This is a genomic window from Rhodococcus jostii NBRC 16295 (assembly GCF_001894825.1).
GTDB lineage: Bacteria > Actinomycetota > Actinomycetes > Mycobacteriales > Mycobacteriaceae > Rhodococcus_F > Rhodococcus_F jostii.
The window spans coordinates 84,415-97,874 of the sequence record NZ_BCWY01000005.1 but is presented as its reverse complement, the minus strand read 5'-3'; the positions used below and the strand labels follow the sequence as shown (position 1 = coordinate 97,874).

Annotated in this window: 10 protein-coding genes; 6 read left to right on the top strand and 4 right to left on the bottom strand. The window is 67.7% G+C overall.

Going from position 1 to position 13,460, the window contains the following annotated elements; all coding sequences use genetic code 11:
• Positions 1-63: 63 nt before the first annotated feature.
• Entirely contained in the window at positions 64-1,947 is a 1,884-nt protein-coding gene (locus RJ1_RS05690; protein WP_073358992.1) for a sulfatase-like hydrolase/transferase, read from the top strand.
• Between the two features lie 5 nt (positions 1,948-1,952).
• Positions 1,953-3,194, top strand: coding sequence for a hypothetical protein (locus RJ1_RS05685; RefSeq protein WP_073358991.1), 1,242 nt, complete (start codon positions 1,953-1,955; stop codon positions 3,192-3,194).
• Between the two features lie 42 nt (positions 3,195-3,236).
• Here RJ1_RS05685 and RJ1_RS05680 read toward each other — a convergent pair whose 3' ends face one another.
• From RJ1_RS05680 to RJ1_RS05665, 4 genes are all read right to left on the bottom strand, one after another.
• Positions 3,237-5,213 carry an ABC transporter ATP-binding protein gene (locus tag RJ1_RS05680; protein WP_073358990.1) on the bottom strand — a complete coding sequence of 659 codons (1,977 nt, stop codon included), beginning with the start codon at positions 5,211-5,213 and terminating at the stop codon, positions 3,237-3,239.
• Complete coding sequence (locus RJ1_RS05675; protein WP_073358989.1) at positions 5,210-6,943, bottom strand: ABC transporter ATP-binding protein; 1,734 nt, start codon at positions 6,941-6,943, stop codon at positions 5,210-5,212. The genes RJ1_RS05680 and RJ1_RS05675 overlap by 4 nt, the downstream gene beginning before the upstream one ends.
• Positions 6,944-7,089: 146 nt before the next feature.
• Positions 7,090-9,438, bottom strand: a complete 2,349-nt coding sequence (locus RJ1_RS05670) for an MMPL family transporter (protein WP_073358988.1) — start codon at positions 9,436-9,438, stop codon at positions 7,090-7,092.
• A 50-nt stretch (positions 9,439-9,488) separates the two neighbouring features.
• Positions 9,489-10,091 carry a TetR/AcrR family transcriptional regulator gene (locus tag RJ1_RS05665; RefSeq protein WP_073358987.1) on the bottom strand — a complete coding sequence of 201 codons (603 nt, stop codon included), beginning with the start codon at positions 10,089-10,091 and terminating at the stop codon, positions 9,489-9,491.
• 121 nt (positions 10,092-10,212) lie between these two features.
• Here RJ1_RS05665 and RJ1_RS05660 point away from each other — a divergent pair, with 121 nt between their 5' ends.
• The 4 genes from RJ1_RS05660 (at position 10,213) to RJ1_RS05645 (ending at position 13,453) form a co-directional block, all read left to right on the top strand.
• Entirely contained in the window at positions 10,213-11,028 is an 816-nt protein-coding gene (locus RJ1_RS05660; RefSeq protein ID WP_073358986.1) for a class I SAM-dependent methyltransferase, read from the top strand.
• Between the two features lie 140 nt (positions 11,029-11,168).
• Positions 11,169-12,242 carry an aromatic ring-hydroxylating oxygenase subunit alpha gene (locus RJ1_RS05655; RefSeq protein ID WP_073358985.1) on the top strand — a complete coding sequence of 358 codons (1,074 nt, stop codon included), beginning with the start codon at positions 11,169-11,171 and terminating at the stop codon, positions 12,240-12,242.
• A gap of 19 nt (positions 12,243-12,261) precedes the next feature.
• Positions 12,262-12,477 (top strand): hypothetical protein, encoded by a 216-nt coding sequence (locus RJ1_RS05650; RefSeq protein WP_073358984.1) that lies wholly within the window; start codon positions 12,262-12,264, stop codon positions 12,475-12,477.
• A gap of 16 nt (positions 12,478-12,493) precedes the next feature.
• Positions 12,494-13,453, top strand: coding sequence for a PDR/VanB family oxidoreductase (locus RJ1_RS05645; protein ID WP_073358983.1), 960 nt, complete (start codon positions 12,494-12,496; stop codon positions 13,451-13,453).
• Positions 13,454-13,460: the final 7 nt, after the last annotated feature.

The window sequence follows — 13,460 nt, the reverse complement described above, 5'->3', positions numbered from 1 at the left end:
ACTTCGTTCGAAAGTGGGTACAGAGAGTGAGACGATCCCATCGCTTCGACCGGAGGAACCGCCATGACCGACGAGAAGTCCGGACATCGGATCGACAGGCGAACGTTTCTCTCGGGTGCGGCGGTGGCGGGTGGGGTGACCGTGATGTCGGGCCTCTTCGACCGTCGGGCGGATGCGTCGGAGAAACCGCTGCGCCGTCAGCCGAACAATTACGTGCAGCCCAACATCGTGTTCATCGTCGTCGACGAGATGCGGTTTCCGCAGGTCTTTCCGGCCGGGATCACTACCGCGGACCAGTTCCTGCAGCGGTTCATGCCGAACCTGTACAAGCTGTGGGCGCCGGGGGTGAAATTCACGCAGCATTACACGGCCGGGGTGGCGTGCAGTCCGGGTCGTGCGTGTTTCGTCACCGGTTTGTACCCGCTGCAGAACTGGATGTTGCAGACGCGGACCGGTAATCGGGCTTCCCCCGTCCCGTCGCCGGCGATGGGGAGGGACTTTCCGACGTACGGCAAGCTGCTGCGGCAGGCCGGGTACGTCACGCCGTACGTCGGCAAGTGGCATCTGTCGCCGTCGCCCGACGAGGACTCGGGGCTCGCCCCCGGCTATCTCGAGGAGTATGGGTTCGACGGGTTGACCATGCCCGACATCATCGGAATGAACGGTGAGGGATTCGAATTCGACGGGCACATCGCCGATCAGGCCGCGGCCTGGTTGTCGACGCGTAAATCTGGCGACGGCCCGTTCTGCCTGACTGCGAGCTTCGTCAATCCCCACGACCAGCAGTTCTTCTGGGCCGGAACGGAAGCGGAGCGTTACCAGTCGCTGTACGCGAACAACGTTCCCCCGCTCAGCCCCGCCCGGGCCTGGTCGGTGACCACTGCCGAGAGTGATCCCCCGCGGCTGGGTTATCCGTCCGTGCCGCCGAACTGGGAACCCGAGAAGGCGCTGCAGTCGAAACCGAGCACCCAGGTGTTCGCGCGGGAGTTCCAGGCGCTGGTGTGGGGCGGTGTCACCGACGACGTCCAGAATCTGTCGAACTATTACCTCCAGCCCTACGGCCAGGGAACCGATCCGGACCGGCACATCGCGTTCGCGCCGTACACGTACTGGGAGCGCGCGCTCGACAGCTACACCAATGTGCTGACGATGGTCGATCACCACATCGGCACGGTGATCAACTCGCTCCCGGAAGACGTCGCGGCGAACACCGTGTTCGTCATGACGTCCGATCACGGCGAATACGCCGGGGCGCACGGCTTCGTCGCCGGCAAGCTGTCCACCGCCTACGACGAGGCGTTTCACATCCCGCTGATCGTCGCCGACCCGACCGGGCGGTTCACCGGCGACACCGACACCCCGCGTGGCCAGCTCACGTCGAGCGTCGACGTGGTGCCGCTGCTCGCGACGCTCGGGCACGGCGACCGGAACTGGATGTCCGGGGACCTGTTCGCCACCTACGCCGAACGCGTCGACCTCCTGCCGCTGCTCCGGAGCAACGCCGCGGCGGGTCGCGACCACGTCCTGCTCGCCACCAACGAACACGCACCGCAGGGGGTCAACTGGAACAACTCCCCCAGCCACATCTACGTGCTGCGCACCCCCGAGGCGAAGGTCGCGGTGTATTCGAAGTGGTTGGGGCCCACGTCCTTCGTCGACCCCGCGTCGTTCCAGTACGAGTTCTACGACTACGCCACCGAACGCGGGCGGGCGGAACTCGACAACACCTTCGATCACGACCCGCGTGGCCCGGCGATGGCCGCCCAGCTGATGACCCAGTACCTGCCGAGTCAGCTGGCCGCTCCCCTTCCGCCGGCGTTCGCTCAGCAGAGCGCCGACGCGATGGCGCGCTACCTCGCCTACATCCAGCTGATCAACCGGTACACCCCCGGTGAGATCGACCGCGAGGGCATCGAGAAGCTGACCGCGTTCGGGGAAGTGTTCTGACGGCCATGTCAGGGAAAGCCGTTGCCGCCGTGTGGGTCCTGATGCTGTGGTCGGGCGCGGTGTCGGTCGCGTCCGCTCAGCCCGCCCCGACGGCGCAGTGCGCGTGGCAGTTCATGTCCGACTCGACCGTGCTCGACGTCGCCTTCCCCGACGCCAACGCGACGTACTGGGTTCTGCCCTATGCTGTGGCACCCGGCGACACCATCGATCTGAGCGGCACCTACCCGGCTGCCCGCTATTTCTCCCTCAACACGTACGGGACGAACTTCGACACCGTCGACACGTTGCGCGACAACCAGATCGGCCCCGACCCCGGCAGCGGAAACCCGTTCGCCGACGCGGCCGCCGGCACCCTGCCCACCGCACAGAGGCGCTGGCACGCCGCGGTCGTGACCGGGCCGGCCGACCACGCGCGCAACCAGATTCAGGCCCTCCCGGCCGGGGCCGATGCGCAGTCGGTGCCGGTCGGGTTCCTCATCATCCGGGTGTACGTCCCCGACGACCCCGCCTCCCCCACCGGCGGAGTTCCGCTACCCGACGTGACACTGACGTCCGGGGGCCGAACGTCGCCGGTGCCGACGTGCGGGACCGAATTCGACCCGTCCGACTACGACAACAGCCCCATCGGACAGGTCGCGGAGGCCGGATTCGACCAGATCATCGCCGGAGCCGCGTCCGGTGCGTTTCCCGGCAACGTGCCCGAGGCGACGTTCGTGAACCCCGCCAGCACATCGGGCCTGTTCCCCAACGGCGACAACAAATACGTCGGGGCAGGGCTGACGTACCAGCCCGGACGCATCGTCGTCGTACAGGGCCGGGCGCCCACCTTCCCCGACACCCGTGCAGGCCAACCCGTCACGGCCCCCGGCCGCCAGGTGCGGTACTGGTCGATGTGCCAGAACGACCAGGTGACGCCCTACCCGGTCGTCGCCTGCGCCGCCGACTTCCAGACCCGCACCGACAGCGACGGCAACTACACCTACGTCGTCGCCGCCCCACAGGACGTCCCCGCCCGCGCCGCATCCGACCCCACCGTCACCGTCATCCCCTGGGGTTCCACCGACGTCGCGAAGAAGGTGCTGTTCCTGCGGTACATGCTGCCGTCCGACGCCTTCTACCCGCAGTCGGTGCAGGCGTCGCAGAACCAGCACACCGACCCCGCGACCACCATGGGTCCCTACTACCCGCGGTCCGCCTACTGCGACACGGCCACGTTCCAAGCCGGGGGTGCCGCCGCCTGCCTGTGAGTACTTGTTAACCGCCCGCGGTTGATAAGTACTCACAGGCGGTTACGCAGTGGCGCCCACGAACTGGCTGTTGTACAGGCGGAAGTACGCGCCGCGGGTGAGGAGCAGGTTCTCGTGGCTGCCCTGCTCGACGATGCGGCCGTCCTCCATGACGACGATGAGGTCGGCGTCGCGGATGGTCGACAACCGGTGCGCGATCACGAAACTCGTGCGATCGCTGCGCAGGACCGCGGTCGCGTGCTGCACCAGCAGCTCGGTGCGGGTGTCGACGGAGCTCGTCGCCTCGTCGAGGATGAGGATCGACGGCTGCGAGATGAACGCCCGGGCGATGGTGATGAGCTGCTTCTCGCCGGCGCTGATGTTGCTGCCCTCTTCGTCGATGACGGTGTCGTAGCCGTCGGGCAGCGAGTGGACGAACCGGTCGACGTAGCTGATCCGCGCGGCCGCCTGGATTTCCTCCTCGGTGGCGTCGGGCCGCCCGTATGCGATGTTGTCGCGGATCGTGCCGCCGAACAGCCACGCGTCCTGCAGCACCATGCCGATGCGGGACCGCAGGTCGTCGCGCGACATCTCGGCGATGTCGACGCCGTCGAGGAGGATCTTGCCGCCGTCGAGCTCGTAGAACCGGAGGATCAGGTTGACGAGGGTGGTCTTGCCGGCGCCGGTGGGTCCGACGATGGCGACCATCTGACCGGGTTCGGCCACCAGCGACAGGTTCTCGATCAGCGGCGTCTCCGCGGAGTAGCTGAACGACACGTCGGAGAACTCGACCCGGCCGGACGTATGGACGCGACCCGCATCCTGCGCATTCGCCGGGGTCGGGGCATCGGTGCGGTCGGGTTCCTCCTCGTCCTCGTCGAGGACGGCGAACACCCGCTCGGCGGACGCCACACCCGACTGCATGAGGTTGACCATCGCCCCGATCTGGGTGAGGGGCTGGGTGAACTGGCGCGAGTACTGGATGAACGCCTGCACGTCGCCGAGGCTCATGGTGCCGGACGCCACCCGCATGCCGCCGAGGACGGCGATGGCCACGAAGTTGAGGTTTCCGAGGAACATGATCGCGGGCATGATCAGACCGGAGATGAACTGGGCCCGGTAGCTGGCCTGGTAGAGGGCCTCGTTCTGCTCCTCGAACCGGGCCTCCACCTCACGGCTGCGGCCGAACACGGTGACCAGTTCGTGGCCCGTGTATGCCTCTTCCACGTGAGAGTTGAGGGCGCCGGTGGACTTCCACTGCGACACGAAGTGCGTCTTGGACCGCTTCGCGATCTGCGCGGTCACCAGGATCGACAGCGGCACCGTCAGCACCGCGATCAACGCGAGCAGGGGCGAGATGACGATCATCATCACGAGGATGCCGATCACCGTCATCGCCGACACGATCAGCTGGCTCATCGTCTGCTGCAACGACTGCGACACGTTGTCGATGTCGTTGGTGACGCGGCTGAGCAGGTCGCCGCGGGAGTGGGAGTCGAAGTAACGCAGCGGAAGCCGATGAATCTTCCGTTCGACCTCGGCGCGCAGATTCTTCACGACACCCTGCACGACGATGTTCAGCAGGAAACCCGACAGCCACATGAACACCGCCGACCCCAGGTACAGGGCCAGCACGATCGCCAGCACCCGGCCGAGGGCGCTGAAGTCGATACCGACACCGGGCACGACGGCCATGCCGGACACCATGTCGGCGAACGTGTTCTGACCGTCGGCCCGCAGTGCGGCCACGGCCTGTTCCTTCGAGATCCCGGCGGGCAACTGCTTGCCGATGATGCCGTCGAAGATCAGGTTGGTGCCCTGACCGAGCATCCGCGGCGCGATCGAGGTGAGCACCACGGACACGGCGGCGACGAGGAGAACGACGCCGACGGTGATGCGGTGCGGACGCAGCCGCCTCAGCAGCCGCTTGGTGGACGGCCACAGATCGTGCGGCTTGGACCCCGGGGCACCCGGCGCGACCGGTCCCGGAATACGCGGGCCGGCGGGCCTTTCGGCGGTGGTGGTTGCGCGATCGCTCATAGTGCTTCCTGGACCGATCGTTGGGATTCGACGATCTCGACGTAACACGGACATGTCTCGAGTAGTTCGTCGTGCGTTCCGATTCCGACCACCGCGCCGTCCTCGAGGACCACGATCTGCTCGGCCTCCACGATGGTCGACACACGTTGGGCGACGACGATGACGCACGCGTCCGAAGTCTCGGGTTTGAGGGCCGCACGCAGCCGGGCGTCGGTGGTGAGGTCGAGGGCGGAGAAGGAGTCGTCGAACAGGTATATCGACGGACGACGCACCAGCGCGCGGGCGATGGCGAGACGCTGCCGCTGTCCACCGGAGACGGTCGTGCCGCCCTGCGCGATCGGCGTGTCGAGGCCCTCGGGCATGGCGCGCACGAAATCGGCGGCCTGCGCGATCTCCAGTGCCCGCCACAGTTCGTCGTCGGTGGCGTCGGGTTTGCCGTACCGGAGGTTGGTGGCGACGGTGCCGGAGAACAGGTACGGCCGCTGCGGAACGAGCCCGATGCCGGCCCGCAGGACGTCCAGGTCGATGCGACGCACGTCCGTGTCGGACACGGTGACCGCACCGGATGTGGCGTCGATGAGGCGTGGGATCAGCGACAGCAGCGTCGTCTTACCGGAGCCGGTGCCGCCGATGATCGCGGTGGTCTTGCCGGGTTCGGCGCGGAAACTGATGTCGCGCAACACGGGTTCGTCGGCGCCGGGGAATTTGAACTGGGCGTCGCGCAGTTCCACCACGCCGGGGTTCTCCAGCACGGTGACCGGTTCCGCGGGCGGGACCACGGTGGAATCGGTGGCGAGCACCTCGCCGATGCGTTCGGCGCAGACGGTGGCGCGGGGCGCCATCATCGCGATGAACGACGCCATCATCACCGACATCAGGATCTGCATGATGTAGCTGAGCATCGCGGTGAGCGAGCCGACCTGCATGGTGCCGCCGTTGATCTCGTGACCGCCGAACCAGATGACGGCGACGCTGGTGATGTTCGCGATGACCATCACGAGGGGGAACATCACCGCGGTCAGCCTGCCGACCCGCAGGGCGGTCTGGGTGAGTTGCTCGTTCGCGTCGCCGAACCGCTGCATCTCGGAGCGCTCGCGGACGAATGCCCGCACCACCCGGATGCCGGTGATCTGCTCACGGAGCACCCGGTTGACCCCGTCGATGCGGGTCTGCATCTCCCGGAACGCGGGCACCATCCGCGAGATCACGAAGCCCATGGACAGTGCGAGTACCGGCACGGTGACCGCCAGGATCCAGGCGAGCCCGGCGTCCTCCCGGATCGACATCACGACACCGCCGACGCACATGATCGGCGCCATCACGAGGATGGTGCAGCTCATCACGACGAGCATCTGCACCTGCTGCACGTCGTTGGTGTTGCGGGTGATCAGGGACGGCGCGCCGAAGCGGCCGAATTCGCGGGACGAGAAGCTCCCGACCTGATGCATCACGGCGCGGCGCACGTCGCGCCCGAAACCCATTGCGGCACGGGCACCGAAGAACACCGAACCGATCGAGCAGATGATCTGCACGACGGTGACGAGCAGCATCATGACGCCCGTCGACAGGATGTACGCGGTGTCGCCCTTGGTGACGCCGTTGTCGATGAGATCGGCGTTGAGGCTGGGCAGGTACAGGGCGGCCGCGGTCGCGACGAGCTGGAACAGGACGACCGCCGTGAGTTCCCGCTTGTACGGGCGGAGGTACGTGGTGAGCAGGGCATTCAACATGGGCAGCGATCCTGGCGGGTCATCATTATGTCCGAAGGTTACCAACAGAAACGACCGCAGGCCCGCGGATTTTCGGGGGGCCTGCGGCCTTGTGAGTGGTTGACGAGTCCAGAGGCTCGTCAACCACTCACGGGCGGCGGAGCCGCCTACCGGACGGGCTGCAGCGGCTCGTCGGCGTCGTGCAGCACCTTCTTCAGCTTCTCGCCCTCGATGTCGACGTTGGGCAGGATCTTGTCCAGCCACTTCGGCAGCCACCAGGCCTTGTCGCCGAGCAGTGCCATCACGGACGGGATGATGACCATGCGGACGACGAAGGCGTCGAAGAACACGGCCGCCGCGAGGGCGAAGCCGATCGACTTGATGAACGAGTTCGGTTCGGCGATGAAGGCCGCGAACACCGAGATCATGATGACCGCGGCGGCGCTGACCACCCGGGCGCCGTGGTTGAAACCGACGGTGACGGCCTGCTTCGCGGTCGCGCCGTGCACGTACTCCTCCCGCATCCGGGTCACCAGGAACACCTGGTAGTCCATCGCGAGACCGAACACGACACCGATCAGGAAGATCGGCATGAAGCTGACGATCGGCTGCGGGTTGGAGATGATGCCGCCCCAGCCTTCCTGGAACACCGCGACCGTGGCACCGAAGGTGGCCGCGACGCTGAGGAGGAATCCGAGCGTGGCGGTCAGCGGCACGAGCACCGAGCGGAACACCAGCAGCAGCAGGAGGAACGCCAGGCCCACGACCACCGCGAGGTACGGGATCAGCGCGTCCTGCAGCGTCTCGGACACGTCGCCTTCGAGCGCGGTCTGCCCGGTGACGCCGTAGTTGACGCCGATCGAGTCGTGCAGGGCGGCCTCGGCCCCACGGATGTTGTCGACGAGGCTCATGGTGGCCGGATCGCTCGGGGCACTGCTCGGCGTCACCAGAATCTGCGCGGTGTCGCCGGCCTTGTTCACTCCCACGACCTGAGCGTTGGACACGTCGTCCTGCGCGGTGATGGTCTTCACGACCTCACCGAACGCCTCGGACGGGGTGCCGGTGGTGACGTCCTTGGCATCGACGACGACGAGCAGCGGACCGTTCTTGCCGGGGCCGAAGCCCTCGCTCACCAGGTCGTAGGCCTGCCGCGAGCTGGTGGCGGGGTCGCCGGTGCCCTCGCTCGGCAGAGCCAGGCTCAGCCCCGTCGCGGGAATGGCGAGCGCCCCGAGCACCACGACTCCGGCGATCAGCGGGATCGCGGGCCGGCGGACCACGGCGCTGATGTAGCGCAGCGCGAGACTCGGCTTGCCCTCGTCGTTTTCGAGGTCACGACTGCTGAGGAACGGGATCTTCCCGGCAAACGCCTTCTTCCCGAACAACCCGAGGATCGCGGGCAGGAGGGTCAGCGCGATCGAGACGGCGATGAACACCGTGAACGCGGCGGCCGCACCCATGTCGGAGAGGAACGGGATCCCGACGACGCGCAGGGCAATCAGCGCGATGATGACGGTGAGCCCGGCGAACACCACGGCGGATCCGGCGGTGCCGACGGCACGTCCTGCCGCTTCGGCGCGGTCCTCCGTGAGCGAGAGTTCGTGCCGGAATCGGGACACGATGAACAGTGAGTAGTCGATGGCGACGGCCAGGCCGATCATGATGGCCAGCGTGGGCGTCATCGAGCTGAGATCGGTGAACCCGGTGGCGACGGTGATGCCGAGACTGCCGATCATGATGCCGATGATCGCGGTGATCAGCGGCAGGCCCGCGGCGACGAGCGAACCGAACGTCAGGGCGAGCACGACGGCGGCCACGCCGATGCCGACGAGTTCGGTGGCACCGCCCGGCGGCTCGGCTTCGTTGGCGGCGGAACCACTGATCTCGACGGTCAGTCCGGCGTTGCGGCCTGCGTCGGCCGCGGACGAGATCTGATCGCGCAGCGCCTGGTCGACGTCACCCATGCCGCCCTTGAACGGCACCTCGACGTAGCCGACGGTCTTGTCGGAGTTGAGCGGCGACAGCGCCTCCGCGTTCGCGACGGCCGTCTGTTCGCTGATGTCCTTGTCTGCCGCGGACGACTTCGCCATCTCGACGAGCTGCTCGTTCGCGGTGACGGGGTTGACCAGTGCCTTCGCGGCGTCGGCGCCCGAGGCGGTGGCGGGATCGACCTTGGCGGCGTCCTGCACCTGCTCGATGCCGCGCACCTTGGTGAGCACCGCGTCCATCGCCTGACGGCTCTGCTCGCTCTCGAGGGTCTGGCCCTCGGGTGCGGCGAACACGTATCGCGCGCTGACCGCGTTCATCGGGTCGCTGCCGGCGGCTTCGGGGAAGCGCTCGGCCATGAGGTCCTGCGCCTGCTGCGCGGGGGTGCCCGGGATGGAGAACGAGTCCTTGGTCGGCCCGGACAGCGTGGCCGCCCCGACGCCCATGAGGACCAGGATCACCAACCAGACGCTGAGGACCGCGCCTTTTCGCCGGTAGGCGAATCTGCCGATCCGGTAGAGATAGGTGGCCACGAGAGGCTCCTTCTGAGTCGGTGGAACGAGGAGTGGTTCGGGGCAGCCGGCTACGGCTGCGGGATTCCCTGCCGGAGTTGACGCATGGCGTCACGGACCAGTTCTTCGGGTCCGCTCGCACCGGACCTGCCGCTCATCCACAGGTCGATCGCCGCCTTGCACGCCGATCCGACTGTCAGATGCAGCAGGTTGGGGTAGAGGTCGGTGTCGATGTTCGTGCCCGTGCGTTCGGCGATCACCTCACCGATCAGACGGGTGACGCGCAGGTGCACTTCGAGCTTCTTCGCGAGCAGCGCGGGGCTGGTCTCGACGAGCTCCATCATCACGGCGGTCTCTTCGAGCGGTTTCGCGGGATCGGTGACGATCTGGACCACCACGTGCTCGAGGGAATCCCAGATCGGCTCGTCCTCGGGGCGGGCGCGGAGCAGGTTCACCCAGTCGTGGACGGACTGCTCGAAGTGCGCGAGTACCGCCTCCTCCTTGCTGGAGAAGTAGTTGTGGAACGTCCGAGTCGAGACCCCCGCCTCGGACGCGATCGCGTCGGCGGTGACGCATTCGATGCCCAGCGCACGGGCCAGGCGTGCGGCGGCGCCGCTGAGGGCTGCGCGGGTGGCGGCCTTCTTGCGGTCCCGCAGTCCGATTTCCGAAATCACTATTCCCACGGTACAGAACTTGCAGAGCTCTGCAAATTTGCGCGAGAGCGCAATTTTTATGTTGTTGCCCACAGTTCTCGCAACACTGTGGCGGGAGTCACCGGGGCGTTACGGTGGGAACATGTCCGATCCGACGGCGCCGCTGTCTTTCCGGGCGGACGAGATCGACCGCGCCGCACTGGACCAACTCGCCTCCGTTCTCGACCTGCAAGCCGCGCGCCCGGGTATCCGGCGGCTGCGCGAGTGGTCGCAGGCCGCCCTGCACGTGCAGCCCGGCGAGAGCGCACTCGACATCGGATCGGGCACCGGATCGGAGACACGGGCCCTCGCCTCGGCGGTCACCGCCTCGGGTCGCGCGATCGGACTCGACCCGAACCCCGGGATGGTGATCCTCGCCCGGGAGCGGACCGAGGAGGCGGGCTCGTCCGCGCAGTTCGTCGTCGGCGACGCGTACTCGCTGCCCTTCCCCGACGAGCGCCTCGATGTGGTGCGGAGCGAGCGCGTCTTCCAGCACCTGAGCGAACCGGAACGCGCGGCGGCGGAGGTCGCGCGGGTCCTCCGACCGGGCGGCCGCGCGGTCATCGTCGACAGCGACTGGGGGACGGCGATCATGCACCCCGGCGAACCGGAGATGCTGCAGCGGATCATGGACGTGATGCTCTCGCGCACCGCCAACCCGCACTCCGGGCGCCGACTCCCCGGGCAGCTCACCGCCGCCGGACTCGCTGTCGAGGACATCGGCACGGAGGCCCTGATCCAGGATCCCGACGACGCCACCGGCCCGCTCGTTCAGATGATGTCCGTCGCCGCCGTCGCGGAGGGAGCGATCACAGAGGCCGAGCGCGTCGCACTGCTCGACCAGCTGAACGCCGCCGCCCGCAGCGGCGACTTTCACATGTCGGTGACGATGTTCGCCTATCTCGTGCGCAAGCCCTGACGGAATTCATCCTTCCGACATTCGGAAACCGAGTGTGGTGGATCACCTCCGGTGCCGCACAGTGATGGGGACGACGCCGATGCCTCACCGAGTCCGGCGTCACGAATTACGCCGCAGCCCAGCACATTCCGGAGGCCCTCATGTCCACGATCGCCCGCAACCAGTGGTACGTCGCAGCCTACGGCCGCGAGATCGGACGCGAACTGCTCTCCCGCACCATCTGCGAGGAGCCGATCCTGTTCTGGCGGACCGAGGCCGGCGACGCCGTCGCGATGAGCGACCGCTGCGTGCACCGCCGCTACCCGCTGTCGGAGGCGCCGAGCCGGCTCGACGGCGACACGGTGGTCTGCGGCTACCACGGTTTCACCTACGGCAGCGACGGCGGCTGCGTGTTCGTGCCCGGCCAGGCCCGCGTTCCCCGCACCGCCCGGCTGCGCTCGTACCAGGTGGTCGAGCAGGACTCGTTCGTGTGGGTGTGGATCGCCGACCCGGACAACCCCGAGCAGGGCGACCCCACCCGCATCCCCCGCGCACCGTGGATGGACTCCCCCGACTACACGGTGGTGTCCGGTATGGAACCGATCGACTGCAACTACGGCCTGCTCGTCGACAACCTGATGGACCTCTCCCACGAGACGTACCTGCACGGCGGCTACATCGGCACCCCCGAGGTGGCCGAAACCCCGATCACCACGGAGATCGACGAGGACCGGAACATCATCTACGTGTCCCGGCACATGCACGACGCCGAGTGCCCGCCGTTCTACTCCACGTCCACCGGCATCGAGGGACGCATCACCCGCTGGCAGGACATCGAGTACACGCCGCCGTGCCTGTACCTGCTGCACAGCCGCATCGCCCCGGTCGGCGCACCGCTGCCCGGCGACGACGGCTCCGACCCGCACGCGTTCCACTCCGAGATCGTCTACGCGATCACCCCGTCCACCGAGAATTCCACCCTCGACTTCTGGGCGGTGGCCCGCGACTTCGCCCTCGGCGACGACGAGGTCACGACGTTCCTGGCGGAGAACAACCGGACCGTCGTGATGCAGGACGTCGTGGCGCTGAACGTCCTGCAGCAGGCCCTGGACACCGAGAAGGACGGCTACCAGGAGTTGTCGATCAACATCGACGCCGGCGGACTGGGTGCACGCCGGATCCTGAAGAAGCTGGTGGACGCGCCCCGTGCCGTCACCGCCGTGGCGGCGGGCTGAGCCCGTGGAACCGACCAGAATGCTCCGCGGCACCAACGTGATGCGCATCGTGTGGCTCCCGGGCTCGGATCTGCTCGAGGGCGAGTGCCACTGCGGTGCCCGCCACGTGGCCGAAGAACCCGCCGCCCTGTGGGAGTGGTTGCTCGCCCACCCCGAGGGACACCACCTCGCCGAGCCGCCGGTGCCTGCTACGCCACCTCCTGCCGCGCCGGAATCCGCTCCCGTTCCCGTCTGACCCCGGAGAGACCGCCATGCCTACCGCACCCGAACCCGTACTCGACCTGCAGCTGTCCACCAGGACCACTGGCGCCGACGGCGTCGTCGTCCTCGAGTTCCGCGACCCGTCCGGCGCCGACCTGCCGGCGTGGACGCCCGGCGCGCACATCGATCTGGTGCTCACCCCGGAGCTCACCCGGCAGTATTCGCTGTGCGGCGACCCGGCCGACACCGGAACGTGGCGGGTCGCCGTGCTGCGGGAGACGCTGGGCCGCGGCGGTTCCCAGTTCGTGCACGACAAGCTGAGCGAGGGCGACCGCGTCACCGTCCGCGGGCCGCGCAATCAATTCGAACTCGAGCCGTCGCCGCGGTACGTGTTCATCGCCGGTGGCATCGGAATCACCCCGATCCTCACGATGGCGCGGGCGGCGGAGAACGCCGGCGCCGACTGGACCCTGGTGTACGGCGGACGCAGCCGCAGTTCGATGGCGTTCGCCGACACCCTGGTCGCGCACTTCGGCGACAAGGTGGTGGTCCATCCCCAGGACGAGCGCGGCCTGATCGACCTGCCCGGCCTGCTCGGCGAGGTCCGCGACAACACGCTCGTCTACTGCTGCGGACCCGCGCCGCTGCTCGACGCCGTCACCGGTCACTGCGACGGCTGGCCGTCGGGCGCCCTGCACATCGAGCGCTTCGCCGCCAAGGACCTCGAGGAGCCGGTTCGGGCCGAGGGATTCGAGGTGGAGCTGACGCTCAGCGGCACGACCGTCACCGTCGCCCCCGAGCAGTCGATCCTGCAGGCCGTCACCGCCGCCGGCGTCCAGGTGCTCTCGTCCTGCGAGGAGGGGACGTGCGGAACCTGCGAGACGGCCGTCCTCGGCGGCACGGTCGACCACCGGGATTCCCTGCTCACAGCAGACGAGCAGGCCGCCAACGACACTATGATGATCTGCGTCTCGCGTGCGACCTGCCCACGTCTGACATTGGAACTGTGAGATGGAG